Source organism: Brachybacterium halotolerans, from assembly GCF_016623465.1.
GTDB classification, from domain to species: domain Bacteria; phylum Actinomycetota; class Actinomycetes; order Actinomycetales; family Dermabacteraceae; genus Brachybacterium; species Brachybacterium halotolerans.
Genome location: NZ_JAEDAJ010000007.1, coordinates 150,737 through 174,556 on the forward strand (window position 1 = coordinate 150,737; position 23,820 = coordinate 174,556).

The following is a 23,820-nucleotide window of genomic DNA, read 5'->3' on the forward strand; positions in this document are numbered from 1 at the left end:
ACCCCGCCGCACCGTCTCCGCCCCCGGGCGGAGCCTGAGCGGGGTCAGCGGTCCGCGCCGTCGTCCGCGGCGGAGGAGCCGCTCGGGTCCTCGTGGTTCTCGCCGCCGTCTCCTGCGGCGGTGGGGTAATCGGTGTCCTCGTCGCCCTGGGCAGGGATCGCGCCCGTGGGGTTCCGCGGGACGATGCGGGCGTTCTCGCCGGTGTAGGAGTCCTGGTCGCGATGGAGGTTCTGCAGACGCAGGTCGCGGCCGGCGTCGACGACCTTCTCGTACTTCGCCTCCTTCTTCTCCGCGCCCTTCTCCCCGCGCATCGGCACCTCGAAGCCGTTCTCCGCGGGCAGGCCCGCCTGCAGCTCCTTCGCGCGCTCGTACTCGGCGTCGACCTCGGCGCCCAGGATGATCACGATGTTCATCACCCAGAGGGCGAACAGGATCGCCATCACGCCGCCGATCGCGCCGTAGCTCGAGTAGCTCGCGAAGGTGCTCATGTAGATCGAGAGGACCACCGCGGCCACCGCGATGCCGATGATCGCGAAGACGCCGCCGGGGGAGATCAGACGGAAGGGCTTGGCGATGTTCGGGGCCGCCCAGTAGAGCACCGAGACCAGCACGAACATCAGGACCACGATGACGGGCCACTTGAGCCATGCCCAGATCGGCAGGAAGGAGGTCACGAGGAACTCGACGAAGCCGGTCATGTGCAGCGGCTCGGCGATCGGTCGCAGCAGGCTCTCGGCGATCGTCGCGTTGAGCATGAAGGAGATGCCGATGACCAGCAGGCCGATGACCAGGCCCGCGGTGACCGCGAGCATGCCGAGGGTGAAGCGCACGGGGTTGCGGCCCTCGGGGATCTCGTAGATGCGGTTGGCGACCCGGGAGAACGCCTTCACGTAGGCCGAGGCGGACCAGAGGGCCACGGCGATGCCGATGACCAGGGCGATGATGCCGCCGGATGCCTTGCCCGTGAGGCTGTCGAGAGTGGTGCTCACCAGTGTTTTGAGCGTCTTCGAGTCCCCGAGGTGCGAGCCGAGGCCTGAGCTCATCACGGCGTCGGTGACGAGCTTGGCGATCTGGTCCTTGATGCTCGAGAGGACGAGCGCGGCCAGGGAGAACACGGCCAGGAGCATCGGCGCGATCGAGAGCACCATGAAGTAGGTGAGCTTCGCGGCCTGGTCGGTGCCGCCGTCGCGACCGAACTCGCTGAGTACGCGCTTGATCATGTACATGATCGCGGGGCGCTTGAGACGCACCTTCTCGTCGTCGGCGGTGCCGCTGGGGTTCTCGGCCATCGTTGCCTCCGCGGGAATCAGGGGGAAGGGACGCGCCCATCGTGCCACGGGAAGGCGTCGCGACCGGCGCGAACACGATGATCATCCGGCGCGGACGAGAGAAGCGGAGGGTCCGCCGAGACCGGGGAAGGACGACTCCCCGCACATCCGCCTGTGCGTCGTGGGGGCTGTCCACAGCGGCCGTCCGTGCGCGCCGTCGCCCGGGAGTTGTCCACATCGGCGCGCCGGGAATTCCCAGACCCCGTACAGTATCGAGCGTTGAGAGGCGCATCACGGAGCCGTGCCGCGCCGGCGGGGCACGTGCACACGGAGCAATGAAGGGGACCGGATGGAAGCGGCGGCCATCATCGAGGCCGAGGCCAGGGAGCTGATCAGGCGGCGGGGTCTCGACGCCCGTGCCGATCAGCTCGAACCCCTCATCCGTGAGGTCGTCACCGACTACGACCAGCGCTCGGCCGGCGGCGCCGTCCCCGTCGTCCGCGATGCGGAGACCGTGGTCGCAGAGGTCGCCGCGAGGATCGGCGGCTTCGGCCCGCTCCAGGAGTTCCTCGACGACCCCGAGGTCGAGGAGATCTGGGTGAACTCGCCCAGCGAGATCTTCTGCGCGCGCTCCGGACGCAGCGAGCTCACGCCCGTGGTCCTCACGGACGACGAGGTCCGCGGGATCGTCGAGCGCATGCTCGTGAGCTCCGGCCGGCGCCTGGACCTCAGCTCCCCGTTCGTGGACGCCCTCATGTCCGACGGCAGCCGGCTGCACGTGCTCATCCCCCCGATCTCCCGCAAGCACTGGTCGGTGAACATCCGCAAGTTCGTCGCCCGCGCGCACGACATGCGCGACCTGGTGGCGCTCGGCTCCCTCACCCCGCAGGCCGCGGACTTCCTCGACGGCGCCGTCGCCGCCGGGCTCAACGTGATCGTCTCGGGGGCGACAGGGGCAGGCAAGACCACCATGCTCAACTGTCTGGCCGCCGCGATCGGTCCTCGCGAGCGCGTGGTCACCATCGAGGAGGTCTTCGAACTCGACCTGCGCCTGCGGGACGTCGTCGGCATGCAGACCCGACAGCCGAACCTCGAGGGCACCGGAGAGGTCACGCTGCGCCGCCTCGTGAAGGAGGCTCTGCGCATGCGGCCCAGCCGCATCGTCGTCGGGGAGGTCCGCGAGGCGGAGAGCCTCGACATGCTCATCGCGCTGAACAGCGGGCTGCCGGGGCTGGCGAGCATCCACGCGAACTCCGCGCGCGACGCCGTCACCAAGCTGTGCACGCTGCCGCTGCTCGCCGGCGAGAACGTCTCCAGCCGCTTCGTCGTGCCCACCGTCGCCAGCTGCATCGACCTCGTCGTCCATCTCGACATCCTCCCCGGTGGCCAGCGGCAGGTGCGCGAGATCGCCGCCCTGCCCGGTCGCACGGAGGAGGGCGTCGTCGAGATCGCCGACATCTTCCATCGCAGCGGCGACGGCCGGCTCGAGCGCGGCGAGGGCTACCCGCCGCACGCCGAGCGCTTCGAGCGCGCGGGCCTGGACCTCGGGCGCCTGCTCGGCACGAGGGAGCGCGCATGATCGACGGCGCGTTCATCGGCCTCGTCGCGGGGATCGGGCTGCTGCTCGTGTGGCTCGCCTTCGGGGAGTCCCCCGCGCACGAGCCCCGGCACGGACCGGTCTCGCGATGGCTGGATCGCGTGCGCGACGACCTCATCGCCGTGGGGCTCGGCTCCGTGCCCGCGGGCGCCGTCCCCGTCATGTGCCTGGGCCTCGGTCTCGCTGTCATGATCCTCGTCTGGTCGATCTCCGGTGCGACGGTCCCGGCCGCGGCGATCGGTGCCGTGGTCAGCGTGCTCCCTCCGATCCTGCTGCGCGCTCTCGCACGCCGGCGCCGCACCCAGCTGCGCGAGCTCTGGCCCGAGGTCGTGGACCACATGAACTCCGCGATCCGCGCCGGCATGTCCCTGCCCGAGGCGCTCGCCCAGGTGGGGAGGCGGGGGCCGGAGGAGCTGCGCCCTCCCTTTGAGGAGTTCGGGAGGGACTACCAGGTCAGCGGTGACTTCGCGAGCAGCCTCGATCGCCTCAAGGATCGCCTCGCGGATCCGGTCGCCGATCGCATCGTCGAGGCCCTGCGCGTCACCCGCGACGTGGGCGGCACTGACCTCTCCGTGCTGCTGCGCACCCTCTCCGCCTTCCTGCGGGAGGACGCCCGCACCCGCGCCGAGCTCGAGGCCCGCCAGTCCTGGACCGTGAACGCCTCCCGGCTCGCGCTGGCCGCCCCCTGGATCGTGCTCGCGCTCATGTCCACCCGGCCGCAGGCCGCGCAGGCCTACGACTCGACCGCCGGGCTCGTCGTCATCGTCTGCGCGGGCGTCGTCTCCGTGATCGCCTACCGCGTCATGCTGCTCATCGCCCGCCTCCCGCAGGACGAGAGGGTGCTGCGATGAGCGGGGCGGCACCCGTGCTGATCGGGGCGGGGATCGGACTGGTCGCGGGCCTCGGCCTCGCCCTCGTGGTGGTCGGCAACCCGTGGCTGCGCCGGCGCGACCTCGCCGCCCGCATCGATCCCTACCTGCGTCGCGACCGCGGCAGCGCGCTGCTCGAGCACGGTGCCTCCGCCTCCGGGGCCCGCACCTTCGTGCGCACCCTCCTCGGCCCCGTCGCACAGCGCATGCTGGGCCTGCTCGAGCGCCTCACGGGCGGATCCGAGCAGCTCGAGAAGAGGCTGCGCATGGCCGGCCGCACCAGCGGCATCGAGGCGTTCCGCGTCGAACAGGTCCTCTGGGGCATCGCCGGGCTCGTCGTCGGGCTCGTCCTCGCCTTCGTCGCCGTCGGCGCGCGCGGCGCGAGTCCGCTGCTGGGACTTCTCATCGTCCTGCTCGGGGGCGTGATCGGGATCGTGGGCCGCGATCACCTCCTGCAGCGCACCGTGGCCCGTCGCGCAGCCCGCATGGCCCGCGAGTTCCCGACCCTCGCGGACCTGCTCGCGCTCGCCGTCGCCGCCGGGGAGAGCCCCGTGGCGGCGATGGAGAGGGTCGCGCGCTCCAGCCGAGGCGCCCTGCCCGAGGAGTTCGGGCGCACCGTGGCGGAGATCCGCGCCGGCTCGAGCGTCTCCCAGGCCCTCGTCCAGCTCGGCAATCGCACACCCCTCGAGGCGCTCGCGCGCTTCGGGGAGGGCGTCTCGATCGCCATCGAGCGCGGCACTCCGCTCGCAGAGGTGCTGCGGGCGCAGGCACAGGACGCCCGGGAGGCCTCCAAGCGCGACCTCATGGAGCTCGCCGGCCGCCGCGAGATCCTGATGATGGTCCCCGTGGTGTTCTTCGTACTGCCGCTGGTGATCGTCTTCGCCATCTTCCCCGGCCTCGCCGTCCTGGACATCGCTCTGTGAGCGCCCATGACCAGCTCCCGTTCCTCCCCACCCACCCTCCCCATCCCTGACCCCATGCGCCGCGCCACCGCGGCAGAAGGAGAGCACCATGACGATCCACCGACTGACGATGCACCGCACGCCCCCCGCATCCCTGCGCGTCGGGCCTCGCCACCGGCGCCCGATACCCGCGAGCTCCCGGGCCTCCCTGGCGGACGAGCGCGGGGACGTGCCCGGCTGGGTGATGATCACCCTGATGACGGCGGCGATCGTCGTCGCCCTGTGGGCCGTGGCCTCCGATCAGATCGTGCAGATCTTCAACAACGCCATGGAGCCCTTCCTGAACCGGAAGCTCTGAGCACCCGCGCCGGTGCGTTGCGCCGTCGACTGCGCGATGACGAAGGGTCCGCCGTCGTCGAGTTCCCGCTCGTCGCCGTGCTGATCATCGTGATCGCGCTGACGATCATCCAGTGCGCGCTGGTGGTGCATACCCGCAACACGCTGACAGATGCCGCCGTGCAGGCGGCGCACACGGCCTCGCTCGAGGGCAATTCGCCCGCGGACGGCGAGGTGCGCGGCGCGCAGCTCGTCCACGACCGCTTCGGCGAGGACTACGAGGTCGACGTCGAGGCCGACGAGGACGGCGACGGAGTGATCCGCGTCCGCGTCAGCGCCTCGTTCCCGCTCGTCGGGCTGCTCGGCCCCGCCGGCACGATGCACGTGGACGGCCATGCGATCGATGAGGACACCTGGTGAGCGGACGCGACAGGGATCGCCGTGCCCGGTGCCGGGGGCGGTCGGACCTCCGCCTGCCCCAGGGAGTGCGAGCGCTGCGCTCACGACTCGCCCGCGAGGACGGCAACGCGCTCGTGGAGTTCGTCGCGCTCTCGGTGATCCTGCTGATCCCCTCCCTCTACCTCGTGCTCTCGCTCGGATCGGTGCAGGGCGCGGTGTTCGCCGCCGATGTGATCGCGCGCGACGCCGCCCGGATCCACGCCACCGAGCCGGACGCGTCCCGGGCCGAGGCCCGCACCGAGGCCATGGTGAGGATGACCCTCGAGGACCATGGGCTGTCCTCGCAGGACGCCGTCACCATCCGCTGCTCGAAGGACCCGTGCTCCGCGGCCGGCAGCGAGGTCACCGCGGAGGTGACGATCGGCGTGCCCATCCCCGGCCTCGGACCGATGCTCGGAGCGGACGGCCCCGTGCACGTCGGTGCCGAGCACGTCGTCGAGGCCGACCAGTTCCGGGCGCCGGGAGAACGCGCCGGGAAGGATGGAGAGGGCGACGTCCCTGCGGCCGACGACGCTCCGAGGGCCTCGCGACCCGGAGACCAGGAGCGAGGCGACGACTCATGAGCGTGCGACGGAGACAGCTCGGCTCCTCGAGCACGGGACCCCTCGCGCGACTGCGCACCGCACTCGGCCGGGACACGGGCACGATGACCGTGCTGACCACCGGCGTGCTCGTCGTGATCCTGATGGTGATCGGCGTGGGCACCGCCATCACGGGCGTCCAGCTGGAGAGGAACCGCCTGCAGAACGCGGCCGACGGCGCGGCCCTCGCGGCCTCGCAGGCGTATGGCGAGGACTCCGTCTACGAGGACGGTCCCACCTCCCTGCGGAGCACGGACGTGCGCCGCGAGGCCGAGGAGTACCTCGAGTCCTATCCGCCGGGATCGACCCACACCCGCGACATCCACGTCGAGGATGCCCGGGTCCTCGAGGACGGCAGCGTCGAGGTGCGCCTCGGGGCCGTCACGGATCCTCCGCTGATCGGCTGGATCACCCGCACGGGGGTCATCACCATCCCGCTGGACGTGAGCGGGAGCGCCCGGTCCGACTGAACGCACGATCCCGCGGGAAGCACCCGAACAGACACCACGGCGGATCCCGCGCCGCCGACCACAAGGAGCCAGATCGCATGCCGACCGTCCTCATCGCCCCCGACAAGTTCAAGGGCTCCCTGAGCGCCGCAGAGGTCGCGGCCGCCCTCTCCCGCGGCATCGCCGCGACCAGCCCCGATGCGCGCACCGATCTGCTCCCGATCGCCGACGGCGGCGACGGCACCGTGGAGGCCGCGCTCGCCGCCGGGTTCACCGCCTACGAGGCCCGGATCGCCGGGCCGACGGGAGAGCCGATCACCGCGCGCTGGGCCCAGAGCGGCACCGAGGCGGTCCTCGAGCTCGCCGAGACCTCCGGCCTGCGCCGTCTGCCCGGCGACGCCGCCGGCCGCACGCTCCTCGACCATGCCCGTGCGAGCACCCGCGGACTGGGCGAGCTGATCCTCGCCGCCCGCGACGCGGGTGCCGCGCACCTGGTCATCGGACTCGGCGGCAGTGCGAGCACCGATGGCGGCGCAGGTCTCCTCGCAGCCCTCGGCGCCCGGCTCCTCGACGGCGACGGTACTCCGATCCCCGACGGCCATGACGGCCTCGCGGGCGTCGCGAGCGCGGATCTCGGCCCGGCCCTCGCAGCCCTCGAGGGCGTGCACCTCGAGGCGGCGTGCGACGTCACCAACCCCCTGCTCGGGCCCGACGGCGCCGCCGCGGTCTTCGGCCCGCAGAAGGGACTCGCCGACGCCGACATCCGGACGGCCGACGAGATCCTCGGCCGCTGGGCCGACGCCGTCGAGCAGGCGAGCACGGGCCCGTCGGCCCCGACGCCCCTGCGCGAGCGCCCCGGCGCCGGTGCCGCCGGCGGCACCGGGTTCGCGCTCTACGCGCTCGGCGCGGACTTCGTCTCCGGGGCCGACGCGGTCCTCGACCTGCTCGGCTTCGACGCAGCCCTCGCGCGCGCCGACGTCGTCATCACGGGGGAGGGGCGGCTCGACCGCCAGACCCTCTCGGGCAAGGGGCCCGCCGAGGTCGCGCGCCGCGCGGCGGACGCGGGTGCCCGGGTGATCGCCATCGCGGGCTCCCTCGAGCTCGCGCCGGACGAGCTCGAGGGAGCCGGCATCGACCTCGCCCTGGACCTCCTCTCCCGCGCTCGCGACGTCGAGGACGCGATGGATCGCACCGCGCAGCTGCTGGAGGACGTCGGCCGGGAGATCGGCGAGGACGTGGGCGGGGAGGGTTGACGGCCGAGCGCGCGGTGACGCATCCGATCCCGCGCCCCGCCCGGCGTGCAGGCGCTCTCCCGTAGACTCGCCTCTCGTGGCGACCATCGACTTCACCGAAGAGATCCAGCACCTGCGCACGACCCTGGGGTCGATCGAGAAGGTGACGGACCTCGACGCCCTCAAGGCGAGGATCGCCGATCTCGAGCAGCAGGCCTCGGCTCCCGACCTCTGGGACGACGTCGAGAACGCGCAGAAGGTCTCCGCGGCCCTGTCGCACGCGCAGAGCGAGCTGCGCCGCATCGACGACCTCTCCTCCCGCATCGACGACCTCGAGGTCATGGTCGAGCTCGCCGCGGAGGAGGACGACGCCGAGACCGCCGACGAGGCGGAGAAGGAGCTGACCTCGATCCGCCGCACCCTCGACGAGCTCGAGGTGCGCACCTTGCTCTCCGGCGAGTACGACGAGCGCAACGCCGTGGTCACGATCCGCGCGGGCGCCGGCGGCGTCGACGCCGCGGACTTCGCCGAGATGCTCCTGCGCATGTACCTGCGCTGGGCCGAGCGCCACGGCTACCCGACCAAGGTCATGGACACCTCCTACGCCGAGGAGGCCGGGCTGAAGTCGGTGACCTTCGAGGTCTCCGCCCCCTACGCCTACGGCAACCTCTCGGTCGAGGGCGGCACCCACCGGCTCGTGCGCATCAGCCCCTTCGACAACCAGGGGCGGCGCCAGACCTCCTTCGCCGCGGTCGAGGTGATCCCGCTGATCGAGTCGACCGACTCCATCGAGATCCCTGACAACGACCTCAAGGTCGATGTGTTCCGCTCCTCGGGACCCGGCGGGCAGAGCGTGAACACGACCGACTCGGCCGTGCGCATGACCCACCTCCCCACGGGCACCGTGGTCTCGATGCAGGACGAGAAGTCGCAGATCCAGAACCGCGCGGCCGCCCTGCGCGTCATGCAGTCCCGCCTGCTGCTGCTGAAGAAGGCCGAGGAGGCCGCCGAGCGCAAGGAGCTCGCGGGCGACGTCAAGGCCAGCTGGGGCGACCAGATGCGCTCCTACGTGCTGAACCCGTACCAGATGGTCAAGGACCTGCGCACCGAGCACCAGGAGGGCAACCCCTCCGCCGTGTTCGACGGCGAGATTGACGAGCTCATCGAGGCCGGCATCCGCTGGCGCGTCGGCCAGCAGAAGGCCGAGGCGGCGGAGGGCTGAGAGGCCGCCCGCCTCCACGGCCCGACGCCTTGACCAAGGTTTGACCCGGCGCCTGCGCGCGCCCGCGCGGCGTCGGCGCTGATCGACCCTAGCCTGGTCGGGTACGCACCCCCGAAACCCCCAAGGCCGCCGTGATCCGCTTCGACGACGTCTCCAAGACGTACCTGCGAGGACAGTCGCCCGCGCTGCAGGACATCGACCTCGAGTTCGCGCGCGGGGAGTTCGCCTTCCTCGTCGGGGCCTCGGGCTCCGGCAAGTCCTCCCTTATGCGCCTCGTGCTCAAGGAGGCCACCCCCACGCGCGGCAGCGTGCACGTCGCGGGCAAGGACCTCGCCCGGATCCCCTCGTGGCGCGTCCCCGCGCTGCGCCGCGAGATCGGCATGGTCTTCCAGGACTTCCGGCTGCTGCCCTCCAAGAACGCCTACCAGAACATCGAGTTCGCGCTCGCGGTGATCGGCACGCCCCGCCGCGTGGTGCGCCGCCTGGTCCCCGAGATGCTGGAGATGGTGGGCCTCGAGGACAAGGGCCGGCGCATGCCCCACGAGCTCTCCGGCGGCGAGCAGCAGCGCGTGGCGATCGCCCGCGCCTACGTCAACCGCCCCTCGATCCTGCTGGCCGACGAGCCCACCGGCAACCTCGACCCGGCGACCGCCGAGGGCATCCTCGACCTGCTCGCGCAGATCAACGAGCGCGGGACCACCGTGCTCATGGCCACCCATGACCGCGCGGCCGTGGACCGCATGCGCCGCCGCGTCGTCGAGCTCGTCGACGGGCGCGTCGTCCGCGACGAGGCCGAGGGCACGTACGAGTCCCCGACCCCCGTGAGCGTCATCTCCGGGAACGTCGAGGACGGGGACGATCCGACCGAGGGCGACGCCGGGGGCGAGAAGCCGGCCGGCGTGGGCTCGGTCGCCGCGGGCTCCGCCGCCGCAGTGTCCGGCGCCGCAGCGTCCGGCTCCGCAGGATCCGATGTCGTCGAGGAGGAGCTGGTGCCCGACGCCCGTCCCCGCGACCTGCTGGACGAGGCCGAGGAGGCCTTCTCCGAGGAGGCGCTGGCCGAGGACCTCCCGCACGCCTCCGACCGCGAGGAGGGCGCACGATGAGGGGCCGGTACATCGCCTCCGAGATCCTCAGCGGCCTGTGGCGGAACATCGCCATGGTGATCTCGGTCGTCATCGTCACCGCGGTCTCCCTGAGCTTCGTCGGCGCGGGTCTGCTCATGCAGAAGCAGATCTTCGACATGAAGGCGACGCTGGTGCAGGAGTCGCAGGTCACGATCTTCATGTGCTCGCCGCACTCCACGGCGTCCACGTGCGCCGGGGGAGCCGCGACCGACGCGCAGATCCAGTCGGTGCGCGAGGCGCTGGACGGGGACGTGCTGGCCCCGTACATCGACTCCTACTCCGAGCGCGACCAGGACGAGGCGCTGAAGATCTACCAGGAGCAGTTCTCCGGGCAGGGCTTCGCCTCCGACTTCACCGCGAAGGACATGCCCGTCTCCTTCCACATCACGCTCGACGACTCCTCGAAGTCCGACGCGGTGGTGGAGTTCTTCCAGGGACGTGACGGCGTCGACGAGGTCTCCGACCTGCTCAGCGCCTACGCCCCCTTCATCGACGTGCTGAACCAGACCACGGTGTTCGCGGTCGGCCTCGCTGTGCTGATGCTGGTCGCCGCGGTGCTGCTGGTGGCCACCACGATCCGGATGTCCATCGCGAACCGTCGGCGCGAGATCGCGATCATGCGCCTGGTGGGCGCCTCGAACGTCTTCATCCGCACTCCCTTCATGCTCGAGGGGGCGGTCGCCGGCATCCTCGGCGCGCTCATCGCGGGAGGCCTGCTGTGGACCGGCACCCACTTCCTGGTCGAGGGCTGGCTCGCGCCGACGCTCGGATCGGAGCTGATCACCGTGGGCAGCGCCGACCTGCTGTGGATAGCGCCGATCCTCGTGCTGATCGGGGCGATACTGGCGATCGGCTCCTCGATCGTCTCGCTCAACCGCTACCTGAAGGTGTGACCATGACGTCCCGCGCTCGGAACCTGCGGATCCTCACCCTGCTGGTGCTGGCACTCGCGCTCGTCGCGACCCAGATGATGCTCTCCCCGCTGGCTCCCGCGCGCGCCGACGGGGACCGCAAGCAGAAGGAGCAGGAGAAGGCGAGCGTCGAGGACCAGCTCGACGATCTGCGCATCGAGCTCAGCGACGTGAACTCGGACCTGGCGGACACCTACCTCGCCCTCGCCAAGACCGAGCTGAAGATCCCCGACGCCCAGAAGGCCCTCGAGAAGGCGAAGTCGGAGCTGTCCGACGCCGAGGACGAGGACGAGGAGATCGGCGACCGCCTCGCTGACGCGAAGGCCGAAGAGGCCGACCTCAGCGGCCAGGTCGACAGCGGCAAGAAGGAGGTCGACGCCTCCGGCGAGCAGCTCGACGAGGTCTCGCTGTCCGCCTACAAGGGCGGCGGACTGCCCGATCCCACGAGCGTGTACGTGGGCAACGCGAACCCGCAGGACGCCGTCGACCGCTCGATGAACTTCAAGCTCACCCTGGAGGCGCAGGGCACCCGCTTCGACGACCTCCGCACCGACCAGTCGGTCACCGAGAACGCCGCCGACCGCCTGGACGCCGTCCGCGCCGAGATCGACGACCTCAAGAAGGAGTCCGAGGCAGCGGTCGCGCGCAAGGAGAAGGCGAAGACGTCGGCGCAGGACGCCAAGGACACCCTCGACGACCTCTACGCGACGCAGAAGAAGCAGGCCGACGCGCTCGAGAAGAAGAAGGAGAAGTACAAGGACGACCAGTCCGACCTCGAGGACCGCAGCTCGGCGCTGGACTCCGAGATCTCCGACCTCATCAAGGAGGAGAAGGAGAAGGAGGCGGCCGCCCGGCGCGCCGCATCCGCGAAGAAGTCCTCGGGCTCCGGCGGATCCTCGGGCGCCCTGTCCACCCCTGTCTCGAAGTCCGGCTGGCTCGCCCCCTCGAACGCCCGGCGCTCCTCGCCCTTCGGATGGCGCGTGCACCCGATCTACCACACCCGCAAGCTGCACGCCGGCATGGACTTCGCCGCCGCCTGCGGATCGGCCGTGAAGGCCACCAAGGACGGCACCGTGCTCGCCACCACGTCGAACGCGAGCGCGGGCAACAAGCTGATCGTCGGCCACGGCACATCCGGCGGGCACGTGATGACGAGCTCGTACCACCACCTGGAGCGCTTCGCCGTCTCCACCGGACAGCACGTGAAGCAGGGGCAGACGATCGCCTACGTCGGCACCACCGGCTCCTCGACGGGCTGTCACCTGCACTTCGAGATCCACGAGGACGGCACCGCCGTGAACCCCGTGAACTACATCGGCTGACCTGCTCCCTCTCCGCGTCGCGGCACTGCGCCCTGAGACTGCGCCCCGAGCGAAAACCCATGGCCCGCTCGCAGGCGGGGCCGATAGGCTGTCGTACCGCACAGGCGGGGCGCAGCCCCGGGAGCCGCGAGACGTGAGGAGGGGCGTGATGGCCGCCACCAAGCCGGCGAAGAAGCAGCAGCAGCAGGCCGACGGTCCGACGAAGACCCTCATCGCGTCGAACAAGAAGGCCCGCCACGACTACCACATCGACGACACCCTCGAGGCGGGCATCGTGCTCACCGGCACCGAGGTGAAGTCGCTGCGCGACCGCGGCGCCTCCCTCGTCGACGGCTTCTGCTTCATCGAGGGCGGCCAGATGTGGATGGAGGGCGTGCACATCGCTCCCTACGTCAAGGGCACCTGGACGAACCACACCGCCCGTCGCAAGCGCAAGCTCCTGCTCCACCGCGCCGAGATCGACAAGCTCGCCGGCAAGACCCGCGAGAAGGGCTTCACGCTCGTGCCGCTCGAGATGTACTTCCTGGGCTCTCACGCCAAGGTCGTCATCGCCCTGGCACGCGGCAAGAAGGACTGGGACAAGCGCCAGACCCTGCGCGAGAAGCAGGACCTGCGCGAGGCCCAGCGCGCCATGCGCCGCCGCGAACTGGTCTGAGCCGCCTGGTCTGAGCCGTCTGGTCTGAGCCGCGCGCCCGCTCAGCCCGCGCCGTCGCGCTCCAGGCGCGCGACCGTCTCGCGGCTGCTGAGGACCTGGTCCTCGCTCGCGCGCAGACCCTCGCGGATCGCGAGCGCCCGTCGCGCGTCCTCCCGGGCGGCGTCCATGAGGCGCGCCGACAGCCGCGGGCGCTCCCCGGCCTCCGCGACCAGGGCGTGCTCGAAGCGGTTCTTCGCGCGGTGCTGGAGCACCGCGGCGAGCGCGAGGATCGAGCTCGGAGCGGTCGGGTCGTCCGAGAGCCCCGTCTCCTCCGCGGCGCGGGAGAACTCCTCGTCGGCTGTCTCGAAGCGGCCCTGCCACTGCAACACCTGGGCCAGCCGGGTGCGCAGGGCGGCACGGGCGACGGGATGCGCCAGGCTGTCCGCGAGCAGGACGCGACCCAGGGCCTCGGCCTCCTCGAGCCGGCCGAGGATCCGCAGGTGGCCGACGGCGCGGGGGTCCCGCGGGTTCTCCGAGCACCAGCGCGCGAGCGCTCCCGGGTCGTCCACGCTCTCGCGCAGAGTCATCGGGTCGATCGTGAAGGTCATGCCCTCGAACTCGAAGCTGCTCACCGCTTCACCGTACGGCCCGGGGGAGGGCGCCGCGGCGTTCACCGTGGGCTGAGCGATAAGCGCTGGCCACCTCGCGGACACCTGGCTACACTGGAGGGACAGCGCGGCACGCCGCGCCTGTGGATTGATACGTGAACAGCGGCAAAGTGCTCGGCGACCCAGGTCGCCGTCTTCACGCGACCCACACTCGGGGACGATCGGTTTCGACGGTAGTTGTCCAGTGAGGGGAAGCGGGCCGAGGATCCCAGGTCATCTCGTCAACGCTCCTGGGAAACCAATAAGTGCCGAACCCAAGCGCACTGACTTCGCTCTCGCTGCCTGATCAGCGTTAGCAGTCTGGAACCCCGGGGGTGCTCCTGACCCGGACCGTTCCATCATCAAAGGAGCCACTGCTTCCGGCCTTCGTCATCGAGGTCGGGTGAACACCTCAGAGTGACTGAGTCCGTCGACGACGTGTCCGTGGGATCGTCGGGACTGAGAAAACGCCCACACGGACTGCGCCCGGAGAAGCCCTCGCTCAGCACTATCGGACGCGGGTTCGATTCCCGCCGTCTCCACCTGCCGCAAGCCCCCTGAACACCGCGGAAGCGGTGTCCAGGGGGCTTTTTCGCGTCAGGACCCCGGGCAGGCACGTCGAACGCGCCTGCCGAGGAACCGATGCCCGACACCGGGACGGGCGAGCCCCACCGGGGCGTCGCGGTCGAGCCGTCGCCGCGCTCGGATTCTCCCGGCGCTCGACGGCTCCGAGCCCGGGCTCATGCAGACGTTCTTCTCCTCGATACGGACCACCTTCGGCCTCGACGCCGGATTCGCGCCGGAGTCCACGGCCCTCCGATGCCGTCGGGCCGACGGGCGCCTTCTTCCGATGCCTGGCCGTCCCCTCTCCTGCCAGCACCCTCCTGCGGTGCGCGTCCACACGACGTCCTCGCGCGTCCCGGCGGGCAGGATGCTCGCACGGCCGCGGTGGACGACGGGGCGATCAGATGCGCCGGCTCGCCGGGCGCTGTGGATCGCGTGAACCGGTCGGGGGCGTGCGGGGCCTCGAAGGGAGACAATGGCGCACGTGCCCGAAGCAAGTCACGACATCCCCCCGATCCCCGGCGTCCTCGACGCTCTCAAAGACCCGCGCGTTCTCACGGTCGAGATCCTGGGCGGCCTGGTCACCGCGTTCGCCCTGATCCCCGAGTCCCTGAGCTTCGCGATCGTCGCGGGCCTGGACCCGCGCATGGGGCTCTACGCCGCCTTCACGATGGCCTGCGTGACCGCGGTGCTCGGAGGCAGGCCGGCGATGGTCTCCGGCGCCGCGGGCTCGATCGCCCTGGTGATCTTCCCCGTCGCCCGCGACCACGGCGTCGACTTCCTGCTGGCCACCGTGATCCTCGGCGGGCTGCTGCAGGTGCTGCTCGGCGCGCTCGGCGTCGCGCGGCTGATGCGGTTCATCCCACGCTCCGTGATGGTCGGATTCGTCGACGCGCTCGCGATCCTCATCTTCTCCGCGCAGCTGCCCCAGCTGATCGGCGTGCCGTGGCTGGTCTACCCGCTGGTCGCCGTGGGGGTCGCGCTCGTGGTGCTCTTCCCGCGCCTGACCCGCCGGATCCCCGCGCCGCTGGTGTCGATCCTGCTGATCACCCTCGCCGTCGTCAGCCTCGGCGTCGACGTGCCGACGGTGGGGGACGAGGGCGCCCTGCCCCACAGCTTCCCCGTGCCGGGGATCCCGCATGTGCCGCTCGAGCTGCACACCCTGCAGGTCATCGCCCCGTACGCGATCGCCATGGCCCTCGTCGGGCTCATGGAGTCGCTGCTGACGGCCAACCTCGTGGACGACATCACCCAGACCCGCACCTCCCGCACCCGTGAGGCCCTCGGGCAGGGCGTGGCGAACGTCGTCACCGGTGTCTTCGGCGGCATGGGCGGCTGCGCGATGATCGGCCAGACCATCGTCAACGTGAAGCAGGCGGGCGCTCGCACGCGGCTGTCCTCGTTCCTCGCGGGCGCCTTCCTCATCGTGCTGTCCGTGGCCCTCGGCGACGCCGTCGGACGGATCCCGATGGCAGCACTCGTCGCCGTGATGCTCGTGGTCGCCGCGACCACCTTCGACTGGCACTCGCTGCGCACTCTGCCGGTGATGCCACGCAGCGAGACGCTCGTGCTGCTGGTCACCGTGCTGGGGACCGTGCTCACCCAGAACCTCGCCGTGGGCGTGATCGCGGGCGTCGTCACGGCCGCGATCGCCTTCACCCGCCGGGTCGCCCACATGACCGAGATCCTGCGCGACGCCCATGACCCCGGGCGCTACCGGGTGCGCGGCCAGCTGTTCTTCGCCTCGAGCAACGACCTCGTGGATCAGTTCGACTACGAGGACGGCCCGGACCATGTGCGCGTCGACCTCAGCGGCGCGACCGTCTGGGACGCCTCGACCGTCGCCGCGCTCGACGGAGTCCGCGAGCAATACCGACGCCGCGGCCGCACCGTCGAGTTCGAAGGACTGGACCGGGTCTCGGCGTACTACGTGGAGAGGCTCGCAGGGCGCTTGGGCTGAAGCCTCCGGCCGCAGGCCGGGCAGCGGCCCGACGGCCTACCCTGGCCCGGTGGACGAAGCGACGAGCGGGCCGACGATGGCCGACGAGCACCTGAGCGCTCTCCTCGACCGGGTCCGGTACGAGGAGGGCGCTTCGGCCGATCGGATCTCCCGCGTCGCCCGTCCGACGCGCCTGGGCCGGGGATGGGACAACAGCCAGTGGCACGTCGGGGCCCTCGAGGACGGCACGCGCGTGGTGCTGCGAGTGCCGGAGCGCGAGATCGCCCGCGAGATCCTCCAGCACGAGATCGCCCTGCTCGGCGACGCGGACGCTTTGCCGGGAACTCTGCCGTTCGTCCGCCCCTGCCTGCTGGGGCAGGTCCCGGCCGATGCGCCCGGCGGGCCGGCGGCGCTGCTCACGTGGATCGAGGGGGATGTCGTCGCGGAGCTCGTGAGGAGCGCGCCGGGCACCGCGCCGCGGCTCGCCGAACTGCTGGCGATCTCCCTCGCCGCGCTGCATCGCGGAGCGCCCACGGGGCATCCCCGCGGGCGCGTGCGGGGCGTGCCCCTCGAGCGGCGCAGCGCGGCCGTCGCCGAGGAGAGGGCGCTCCTGGACTGGCCGACGGGGGAGAGGGTGCGCGCCGCGTGGGAGCAGGGCCTGGAGGCGGACGTCTGGGACGGCCCCGAACTGCTGCTGCACGGCGATCCGCATCCGGGGAACCTGGTGCTGCCCACGGAGGGATCCTCGCTCGATGGCGCGACCCCGCTCGGTCTCATCGACTGGGGCGACACCTGCGCGGGAGATCCCGCGAGCGATCTCGGGGCGATCTTCCACCTCGATCCCTCGGGCGGTGCCGTCGGCACCTATCTGCGGCGTGCGGCCTGGGCGCGGGAGGCGGATGCGCGTGCCCGGGACGCGCTCGTGCTCCGCGCCCGGGCATGGGCCGCACGATTCGCCTCGGCGATGCTCTCCCACCCGGCGCATGCGGAGGAGACGACTCACGCAGCCCTCGAGCACAGTGCCCGGCGGATGCTCGACGCGCTCAGCAGACCTCGGTCGCGCCGCGCGCGGTGACGAAGGCCTGGACGCAGGTCTCGATGTCCTCGGGGGAGTGCGCCGCGGAGAGCTGCACGCGGATGCGCGCACGGTCCTTGGGCACGACGGGGTAGGAGAAGGCGGTGACGTAGACGCCCTGCGAGAGCATCGCGTCGGCGATCTTCGCCGCGCGCCGCGCATCGCCGAACATCACGGGGATGATCGCGTGCTCGCCGTCCAGCAGCTCGAAGCCCTCCTCGACCATGCGGCGCCGGAACAGGGAGGCGCCCTCGAACAGCTTCTCGCGCAGGTCCGCACTGCCCTCGACGAGGTCCAGGGCGGTGAGGGTGGCGGCGACGATCGCGGGCGCGAGCGAGTTGGAGAACAGGTAGGGGCGGGCCCGCTGGCGCAGCAGGTCCACGATCTCGGCGCGGCCGGAGACGTAGCCGCCGCTCGCGCCGCCGAGCGCCTTGCCGAAGGTGCCGGTATAGATGTCGACGCGATCGGAGACCCCGAAGTGCTCGGGGGTGCCGGCCCCCGTCTCGCCCATGAAGCCGACGGCATGGGAGTCGTCGACCAGGACGAGAGCGCCGTACTCGTCGGCCAGGTCGCAGATGCGATCGAGCGGCGCGAGGTACCCGTCCATCGAGAACACGCCGTCGGTGACGATGATGGTGCGGCGGGCGGGAGCTCCGTCGTTCTGCGTCCGCGTGGCCTCGAGCTGGGTGCGCAGGTCGTCCATGTCGGCGTTGCGATAGCGGTAGCGGGAGGCCTTGGACAGCCGGATGCCGTCGATGAGGGAGGCGTGGTTCAGCGCGTCGGAGATGATCGCGTCGCCCGCGCCGAACAACGACTCGAAGACGCCGCCGTTGGCATCGAAGCACGAGGAGAACAGGATCGTCGCCTCGGTGCCCAGGAACCCGCTGACCTTCTGCTCGAGCTCGAGATGCAGGTCCCCGGTGCCGCAGATGAAGCGCACCGAGGCCATGCCGAACCCGCGCTCGTCCAGCGCCGTCTTCGCGGCCTCGATGAGCCGCGGGTCGTCGGCCAGGCCCAGGTAGTTGTTCGCGCAGAAGTTCAGCACCTCCGCCGGGGCGTCGCCGAAGGCCGCGGCCTCGACGTGCGCGGACTGCGGGGTCGAGATCGTGCGCTCGTTCTTGAAGGTGCCCGCCTCGCGGATCTCCTCGAGCTCGGCGGCCAGCTGGCCCTTCACGTCGGCGTACATCAGGGGTGCCTCCTCAGGCGGGCGATGATCGGTGCGGTGCGGTGCGGTGCGGTGCGGCGCAATGGGGTGCGATGGAGCAGGCCGGGTCAGGAGCCGTCGAACACGGTCCAGTCCAGCACGACCTTGCCGCCGCTGCCCGAGCGGGCGATCTCGAAGGCGCGCTCCCACGCGGTCGCGGGCAGCACGTCGGTGACGGTCGCGCGGATCCGCTCGCGCAGCAGGGGGCTCGTGGAGATCATCGCGCTCATCGCGTTCCAGGTCTCGAACATCTCGCGCCCATAGATCCCCTGCAGGGTGAGCATGTGGGTGATGACCGTGGTCCAGTCCAGCTCGAAGTGCCGTGCGGGCAGGCCCAGCAGGGCGATCTTCCCACCGTGGTTCATGTTCGTGATCATCTCCTGCAGGGCGCTGGGCTGCCCGGAGATCTCCAGACCCACGTCGAAGCCCTCCTTCATGCCGAGCTCGCGCTGCACGTCCGTGATCCGGCGCTCGCCGACGTTGACGGCGAGGTCGACCCCCGCGGCGCGTGCCATCTGCAGCCGGTGCTCGTGCACGTCCGTGATGGCGACGAAGCGCGCTCCCGCGTGGCGGGCCACGGCGGCGGCCATGAGGCCGATCGGACCGGCGCCGGTGATCAGCACGTCCTCGCCCACCAGCGGGAACTTCAGGGCCGTGTGCACGGCGTTCCCGAAGGGATCGAACACGGCGCCGAGCTCGGGGCTGATCAACTCCTCGCGGCCCTCGTGCTCGTGCACCCAGACGTTCTGGTGGGGGATGACGACCTGCTCGGCGAAGGCGCCGTCGCGCTGCACGCCGACGCTGCGTGTGCGGATGCACATCTGGCGCCGGCCCGCGCGGCAGTTGCGGCAGACCCCGCACACCACGTGGCCCTCGCCGGAGACGCGGTCGCCCACGCGCACATCGGGGACCTCGGAGCCGATCTCGACGACCTCCCCGTAGAACTCGTGCCCCGGGGTGAAGGGGACCGTGTCGCACATGGCCTCGGCGGAGGAGTCCCAGGCGAGAAGATGCAGGTCGGTGCCGCAGAGTCCTGCCCGCAGCACCCTGATGCGCACGTCCCAGGGGCCGATCGCGGGGACGGGCACCTCGGTGAGCTCGAGCCCCGGTCCCGGCGCCGTCTTGCGCAGGGCGCGCATCGTCTCTGTCATCCCCGTGTCTCCTCCTCGAGAGCCGTCGCCCGTCACCTTATCCGCCCCTGCGCAGGTGTGCGCGTTCAGCGCGAGAACGCGCACGGATGCCGAGGGGCGGCGGCAGTGCCCGGCCCCGCGGGCGGGCACCGGGAATCGGGGCGACCCCGACGCCTCCGAACGCCTAGCATGTCCCATCATGAGCGCGCGCCCGAGCACCACCGAGACCCACCCCGAGGCACCGCAGCTCGCGATCACCTACCCGGGCGAGCTGCCCGTCTCCCAGCAGCGCGAGGAGATCCTGTCCGCGCTGCGCGAGAACCAGGTCGTCGTCATCGCCGGCGAGACCGGATCCGGCAAGACCACGCAGATCCCCAAGATGCTCCTCGAGCTCGGCTTCGGCGGGAACGGCAAGGTCATCGGCCACACGCAGCCGCGACGGCTCGCCGCGCGCAGCGTCGCGAGCCGCATCGCCTCCGAGCTGGGGGAGAAGCTCGGCGAAGGGACCGTCGGCTACCAGGTGCGCTTCACCAAGGAGGTCGCCCGCGGCGCCCGGCTGAAGCTGATGACCGACGGCATCCTGCTGGCAGAGCTCGGTTCGGACCGCCTGCTGCGGCGCTACGACGCGATCATCATCGACGAGGCCCACGAGCGCTCGCTGAACATCGACGTCATCCTCGGCTACCTCCGGCAGATCCTGCCGCAGCGCCCCGACCTCAAGGTCGTCATCACCTCGGCGACCATCGACCCCGAGCGCTTCGCCCAGCACTTCGCCACCAGCGGGGCCGACGGTGCGATGCACCCGGCGCCCGTCCTCGAGGTCTCCGGGCGCACCTATCCCGTCGAGGTCCGCTACCGGCCGCTCGTGATCGACGCGGAGGTCGCCGCCGAGGAGGCCTCGGAGGCCGACGAGCTCGAGGACATCCACTCCATCGAGCGCGACCTCGACGAGGCGATCATCGACGCGGTCGACGAGCTCGCCGCCGAGGGCCCCGGCGACATGCTCGTCTTCCTGCCCGGCGAGCGCGAGATCCGCGAGATCCGCGACAGCCTCGAGCAGCACCTGGGCTCGGGAGGCCGGGGCCGTCTGCCCACCGAGGTGCTGCCGCTGTTCGGCCGGCTCTCCGCGAGCGACCAGCAGCGGATCTTCTCGCCGCGCCCCGCGGGCACGCACCGCCGGATCATCCTGTCGACCAACGTCGCCGAGACCTCTCTCACCGTCCCCGGCATCACCTACGTGATCGACTCGGGCCTCGCCCGCATCTCCCGCTACTCCCAGCGCACCAAGGTGCAGCGCCTTCCGATCGAGCCGATCTCCCAGGCCAGCGCGAACCAGCGCTCGGGCCGGTCGGGCCGCACCCATCCCGGCATCGCGATCCGTCTCTTCTCCCGCGAGGACTTCGAGACCCGCCCGGAGTTCACCGAGCCCGAGATCCTGCGCACCAACCTCGCCTCCGTCGTCCTGCTGATGACCTCCCTCGGGCTCGGGGACGTGGAGTCCTTCCCGTTCGTGGAGCCCCCGGCCACGCGCGCCGTGACCGACGGCGTGCGCCTGCTCGAGGAGCTGCGCGCCATCGAAACCGACCCGAAGGCGCCGGGCGGACGGCGCCTGACGGACATCGGCCGACTGCTCGCGCGCTTCCCGCTGGACCCCCGGATGGCGCGCATGCTCATCGAGGCCGACCGCCTCGGCGCCCTGCGCGAGGTCCTCGTGATCGTCGCGGGACTCTCGATCCAGGACCCGCGCGAGCGTCCGCTCGGCTTCGAGCAGCAGGCCAAGGAGAAGCACAGGCGCTTCGAGGACGAGACCAGCGACTTCCTGGGCCTCCTGAACCTCTGGAACCACCTCCAGGAGCGGCGCAAGGAGCTCTCGGGCAGCGCGTTCCGCCGTGAGGTCCGCGGCGAATACCTCCACTACCTGCGCATCCGCGAATGGTGGGACCTGCACTCCCAGCTGAAGGACATGGCGAAGGACGCCGATCTCCACCTCAACAAGAGCGAGGCCGATCCCGCGCGCATCCACCAGGCGCTGCTCGCGGGGCTGCTCTCCCACGTCGGCCTCTACGACGACCGCAGCCGCGAGTACTCCGGCGCCCGGGGCGCGCGGTTCGCGCTCTGGCCCGGATCCGCCCTCGCTAGGAAGCGCCCCGAGCTCGTCATGGTCGCCGAGCTCGTCGAGACGTCCCGGCTCTGGGGACGCACCGCCGCGAGGATCGACGCCGCCTGGGCCGAGGAGATCGGCGCGCACGTGGTGCGCCGCTCCCACTCCGAGCCCTACTGGTCCTCCAAGCAGGCCTCCGCGATGGCGCACGAGAAGGTCACTCTCTACGGGGTGCCCATCGTCGCCGACCACGTGGTGCCCTTCGGCCGGGTGGACCCCGAGCTCGCCCGGGACATCTTCCTGCAGAATGCCCTCGTCGAGGGGGACTGGCGGACCCGCCACCACTTCTTCCGCGACAATCGGGCGCTCATCGAGAGGCTCGAGGAGCTTGAGGCGAAGACCCGTCGGCGCGACCTCCTCATCGGCGACGAGCAGGTCTTCGCCTTCTACGACGCGCGCATCCCCGCCGACGTCGTCTCCGGCCGCCACTTCGACGCCTGGTGGAAGAAGCAGCGGCACATCACCCCCGACCTGCTCACGCTCACCGAGGACGACCTCCTCGCGGCCGACGAGTCCGTCACCGCCGCGATCCAGGCCGATTTCCCCGACACCTGGGTGCAGGGGGACCTCACGCTGCCGCTCAGCTACTCCTTCGGGGACGTGGGCGCGCGCGGCAGCGACGGCGTCACCGCGACGATCCCTCTCGCGGTGCTCAACCGCGTCACCCCGCGCGGCTTCGACTGGCTGGTGCCGGGGATGCGCGAGGAGCTCGTCACCGAGCTCATCCGCTCCCTGCCCAAGCCCCTGCGCCGCCACCTGGTCCCCGCCCCCGAGCGTGCGAAGGCAGTGGCGGCGACCCTCCACGACGACGATCCGGATGCCGGCGAGGCGTTCGTCGAGGCGGCGGCCGACGAGCTCGTCGCCCTCCCCGGCGTCCCGCAGGACCTCGAGCTGTACGGCCCCGAGTTCGCCCTCGACCGCATCCCCGCCCACCTGCGCATGCACTTCCGGGTGGTCGACGCGAAGGGCCGGGAGATCGGCGCGGGCGACGACCTCGGAGCGCTCCAGAAGCGCCTGAAGACGCGCATGGACGCCTCGGTCACCACGCAGGGCGAGGACCTCGCCCGACGCGACCTCCCAGCCTTCCCCGAGGCGGGCGTCCCCGCGGTGCACCGCAGCCGCGTCGGCGGACTCGAGGTGACCGGGTACCCGGCGCTGGTCGCCGTGCGCGGGGCCGACGGGCAGGTCGAGCGTGTGGACCTGAAGGTGCTCGCGACCGCCGAGGAGCAGGCGAGCGCGCACCCCGAGGGCGTGATCGCGCTCGTGGACCGCGAGCTCCACCCGGATCTCCCCTCCGTGCTGAACGCGCTGCCGAACCCCACGAAGCTCGCCGTCGCCCAGTCCCCGTACCCCTCGAGCGCCGCCCTCCTGGCCGATGCCTCCGCGGCAGCGACCGCTCATCTGGTGGGCGACGCGGGCTCCGTGCGCACGCGCGAGCAGTTCGACGCGGCGCTCGCGCGGGTGCGCTCGGACCACGACCGGGTCGCGGCGCAGGCCGTGCGCGACGCGGCCGCGGCCCTCGCCGCACACGCGAAGCTCGCGAAGTCGCTCGGCCGCGTCTCCTCGCTGACGATCCTCCAGCAGCTCACCGAGATCCGCGAGCACGCCGCGGGCCTGGTGGGGGAGCGCTTCGTCTCCCGCACGGGGGTCGAGCACCTGGGCGACCTGGTGCGCTACCTACGGGCCGACGGGATCCGGCTGGAGAAGCTCGAGGAGAACCCTCCGCGCGACGCGAAGCTCGCCTGGCAGGTCCACGACGTCGAGCAGCTGTGGGAGCGCGCCCGCGCGACGCTCTCCCGCTCGCGCGCTGCCCAGGAGGACGCGACGCGCATCCCGTGGCTGCTGGAGGAGTACCGGGTGAGCCTGTTCGCCCAGACCCTGGGCACCCGCGAGACCGTCTCCGACAAGCGCCTCCGCACAGCGATCGCGGCGCTCTCGGCCTGAGCCGGCGCCGCGGGACGTGACACACGCCCCCTGATCCGTGTGCTCGCAGCCACCTCCGTCGATCGCATACGCAACTTTTGCGTTCGCCGTGGTGAGCGCACTGCGGAGGATCCCGGAGGGCGCTGGGCGGCGTCTGAACGCCCGCTCGACCGGTCACGATGAGGTCACGGAGGCTCCCCGCGCGCTGGGTCAAGGAGTTCATGCCCGCGCAAAGAACCGCGGTCGGACTCGGGCGAACCGGACAGATGTC

At 71.4% G+C, this 23,820-nt stretch carries 20 protein-coding genes and 1 other RNA gene; 17 read left to right on the top strand and 4 right to left on the bottom strand.

Annotated features, from left to right (window positions below):
* Window positions 1–44 precede the first annotated feature (44 nt).
* Window positions 45–1,289 (bottom strand): YihY/virulence factor BrkB family protein, encoded by a 1,245-nt coding sequence (locus I8D64_RS12470; RefSeq protein WP_200503108.1) that lies wholly within the window; start codon window positions 1,287–1,289, stop codon window positions 45–47.
* Window positions 1,290–1,617: 328 nt separating this feature from the next.
* Between I8D64_RS12470 and I8D64_RS12475 the strand changes: the two genes are divergently transcribed.
* The 13 genes from I8D64_RS12475 (at window position 1,618) to smpB (ending at window position 12,927) form a co-directional block, all read left to right on the top strand.
* Entirely contained in the window at window positions 1,618–2,847 is a 1,230-nt protein-coding gene (locus I8D64_RS12475) for a TadA family conjugal transfer-associated ATPase (RefSeq protein ID WP_200503109.1), read from the top strand.
* Complete coding sequence (locus tag I8D64_RS12480; RefSeq protein WP_200503110.1) at window positions 2,844–3,716, top strand: type II secretion system F family protein; 873 nt, start codon at window positions 2,844–2,846, stop codon at window positions 3,714–3,716. Before I8D64_RS12475 ends, I8D64_RS12480 begins: the two co-directional genes overlap by 4 nt.
* Window positions 3,713–4,657 carry a type II secretion system F family protein gene (locus I8D64_RS12485; protein WP_200503111.1) on the top strand — a complete coding sequence of 315 codons (945 nt, stop codon included), beginning with the start codon at window positions 3,713–3,715 and terminating at the stop codon, window positions 4,655–4,657. The genes I8D64_RS12480 and I8D64_RS12485 overlap by 4 nt, the downstream gene beginning before the upstream one ends.
* Window positions 4,658–4,745: 88 nt before the next feature.
* The gene (locus I8D64_RS12490) at window positions 4,746–4,994 is read left to right on the top strand and encodes a hypothetical protein (RefSeq protein ID WP_200503157.1); all 249 of its coding nucleotides are present in this window, start codon (window positions 4,746–4,748) and stop codon (window positions 4,992–4,994) included.
* 17 nt (window positions 4,995–5,011) lie between these two features.
* Window positions 5,012–5,392, top strand: a complete 381-nt coding sequence (locus I8D64_RS12495) for a TadE/TadG family type IV pilus assembly protein (protein WP_246483007.1) — start codon at window positions 5,012–5,014, stop codon at window positions 5,390–5,392.
* Complete coding sequence (locus I8D64_RS12500; RefSeq protein ID WP_246483008.1) at window positions 5,389–5,994, top strand: hypothetical protein; 606 nt, start codon at window positions 5,389–5,391, stop codon at window positions 5,992–5,994. Before I8D64_RS12495 ends, I8D64_RS12500 begins: the two co-directional genes overlap by 4 nt.
* Window positions 5,991–6,482 carry a pilus assembly protein TadG-related protein gene (locus I8D64_RS12505; RefSeq protein ID WP_200503112.1) on the top strand — a complete coding sequence of 164 codons (492 nt, stop codon included), beginning with the start codon at window positions 5,991–5,993 and terminating at the stop codon, window positions 6,480–6,482. Before I8D64_RS12500 ends, I8D64_RS12505 begins: the two co-directional genes overlap by 4 nt.
* Before the next feature lie 77 nt (window positions 6,483–6,559).
* Complete coding sequence (locus I8D64_RS12510) at window positions 6,560–7,714, top strand: glycerate kinase (protein ID WP_200503113.1); 1,155 nt, start codon at window positions 6,560–6,562, stop codon at window positions 7,712–7,714.
* A gap of 76 nt (window positions 7,715–7,790) precedes the next feature.
* Complete coding sequence (gene prfB / locus I8D64_RS12515; protein ID WP_200503114.1) at window positions 7,791–8,915, top strand: peptide chain release factor 2; 1,125 nt, start codon at window positions 7,791–7,793, stop codon at window positions 8,913–8,915.
* A 131-nt stretch (window positions 8,916–9,046) separates the two neighbouring features.
* Entirely contained in the window at window positions 9,047–10,018 is a 972-nt protein-coding gene (ftsE, locus tag I8D64_RS12520; RefSeq protein WP_200503115.1) for a cell division ATP-binding protein FtsE, read from the top strand.
* Window positions 10,015–10,932, top strand: a complete 918-nt coding sequence (ftsX, locus tag I8D64_RS12525; protein ID WP_200503116.1) for a permease-like cell division protein FtsX — start codon at window positions 10,015–10,017, stop codon at window positions 10,930–10,932. Before ftsE ends, ftsX begins: the two co-directional genes overlap by 4 nt.
* A gap of 2 nt (window positions 10,933–10,934) precedes the next feature.
* Window positions 10,935–12,272 carry a M23 family metallopeptidase gene (locus I8D64_RS12530; protein WP_200503117.1) on the top strand — a complete coding sequence of 446 codons (1,338 nt, stop codon included), beginning with the start codon at window positions 10,935–10,937 and terminating at the stop codon, window positions 12,270–12,272.
* A gap of 148 nt (window positions 12,273–12,420) precedes the next feature.
* Complete coding sequence (gene smpB / locus I8D64_RS12535) at window positions 12,421–12,927, top strand: SsrA-binding protein SmpB (protein ID WP_200503118.1); 507 nt, start codon at window positions 12,421–12,423, stop codon at window positions 12,925–12,927.
* Window positions 12,928–12,968: 41 nt separating this feature from the next.
* On the opposite strand, the gene I8D64_RS12540 is transcribed toward smpB, so the two are convergent.
* Window positions 12,969–13,538, bottom strand: coding sequence for a hypothetical protein (locus I8D64_RS12540; protein WP_343068571.1), 570 nt, complete (start codon window positions 13,536–13,538; stop codon window positions 12,969–12,971).
* Window positions 13,539–13,727: 189 nt separating this feature from the next.
* On the opposite strand from I8D64_RS12540, the gene ssrA reads away from it, so the two are divergent.
* The 3 genes from ssrA (at window position 13,728) to I8D64_RS12555 (ending at window position 17,131) form a co-directional block, all read left to right on the top strand.
* Window positions 13,728–14,098, top strand: a transfer-messenger RNA (tmRNA) gene (gene ssrA / locus I8D64_RS12545).
* 494 nt (window positions 14,099–14,592) lie between these two features.
* Window positions 14,593–16,077: a SulP family inorganic anion transporter gene (locus tag I8D64_RS12550; protein WP_200503119.1), complete on the top strand. Its 1,485-nt coding sequence runs from the start codon at window positions 14,593–14,595 to the stop codon at window positions 16,075–16,077.
* A gap of 49 nt (window positions 16,078–16,126) precedes the next feature.
* Window positions 16,127–17,131: a phosphotransferase gene (locus tag I8D64_RS12555; RefSeq protein WP_200503120.1), complete on the top strand. Its 1,005-nt coding sequence runs from the start codon at window positions 16,127–16,129 to the stop codon at window positions 17,129–17,131.
* On the opposite strand, the gene I8D64_RS12560 is transcribed toward I8D64_RS12555, so the two are convergent.
* Both I8D64_RS12560 and tdh read right to left on the bottom strand, forming a co-directional pair.
* Entirely contained in the window at window positions 17,100–18,317 is a 1,218-nt protein-coding gene (locus tag I8D64_RS12560; protein WP_200503121.1) for a glycine C-acetyltransferase, read from the bottom strand. The genes I8D64_RS12555 and I8D64_RS12560 overlap by 32 nt on opposite strands.
* Window positions 18,318–18,403: 86 nt before the next feature.
* Complete coding sequence (gene tdh, locus I8D64_RS12565; protein ID WP_200503154.1) at window positions 18,404–19,474, bottom strand: L-threonine 3-dehydrogenase; 1,071 nt, start codon at window positions 19,472–19,474, stop codon at window positions 18,404–18,406.
* A gap of 190 nt (window positions 19,475–19,664) precedes the next feature.
* On the opposite strand from tdh, the gene hrpA reads away from it, so the two are divergent.
* Entirely contained in the window at window positions 19,665–23,570 is a 3,906-nt protein-coding gene (gene hrpA / locus I8D64_RS12570; protein ID WP_200503122.1) for an ATP-dependent RNA helicase HrpA, read from the top strand.
* Window positions 23,571–23,820 lie beyond the last annotated feature (250 nt).

Excerpts from the sequence above, each read along its gene's own strand:
- I8D64_RS12470 (WP_200503108.1), bottom strand. The coding sequence starts at position 1,289 with ATGGCCGAGAACCCCAGCGGCACCGCCGACGACGAGAAGGTGCGTCTC.
- I8D64_RS12475 (WP_200503109.1), top strand. The coding sequence starts at position 1,618 with ATGGAAGCGGCGGCCATCATCGAGGCCGAGGCCAGGGAGCTGATCAGG.
- I8D64_RS12480 (WP_200503110.1), top strand. The coding sequence starts at position 2,844 with ATGATCGACGGCGCGTTCATCGGCCTCGTCGCGGGGATCGGGCTGCTG.
- I8D64_RS12485 (WP_200503111.1), top strand. The coding sequence starts at position 3,713 with ATGAGCGGGGCGGCACCCGTGCTGATCGGGGCGGGGATCGGACTGGTC.
- I8D64_RS12490 (WP_200503157.1), top strand. The coding sequence starts at position 4,746 with ATGACGATCCACCGACTGACGATGCACCGCACGCCCCCCGCATCCCTG.
- I8D64_RS12505 (WP_200503112.1), top strand. The coding sequence starts at position 5,991 with ATGAGCGTGCGACGGAGACAGCTCGGCTCCTCGAGCACGGGACCCCTC.
- I8D64_RS12510 (WP_200503113.1), top strand. The coding sequence starts at position 6,560 with ATGCCGACCGTCCTCATCGCCCCCGACAAGTTCAAGGGCTCCCTGAGC.
- ftsX (WP_200503116.1), top strand. The coding sequence starts at position 10,015 with ATGAGGGGCCGGTACATCGCCTCCGAGATCCTCAGCGGCCTGTGGCGG.
- I8D64_RS12530 (WP_200503117.1), top strand. The coding sequence starts at position 10,935 with ATGACGTCCCGCGCTCGGAACCTGCGGATCCTCACCCTGCTGGTGCTG.
- smpB (WP_200503118.1), top strand. The coding sequence starts at position 12,421 with ATGGCCGCCACCAAGCCGGCGAAGAAGCAGCAGCAGCAGGCCGACGGT.
- I8D64_RS12550 (WP_200503119.1), top strand. The coding sequence starts at position 14,593 with ATGGCGCACGTGCCCGAAGCAAGTCACGACATCCCCCCGATCCCCGGC.
- I8D64_RS12560 (WP_200503121.1), bottom strand. The coding sequence starts at position 18,317 with ATGTACGCCGACGTGAAGGGCCAGCTGGCCGCCGAGCTCGAGGAGATC.
- tdh (WP_200503154.1), bottom strand. The coding sequence starts at position 19,474 with ATGCGCGCCCTGCGCAAGACGGCGCCGGGACCGGGGCTCGAGCTCACC.
- hrpA (WP_200503122.1), top strand. The coding sequence starts at position 19,665 with ATGAGCGCGCGCCCGAGCACCACCGAGACCCACCCCGAGGCACCGCAG.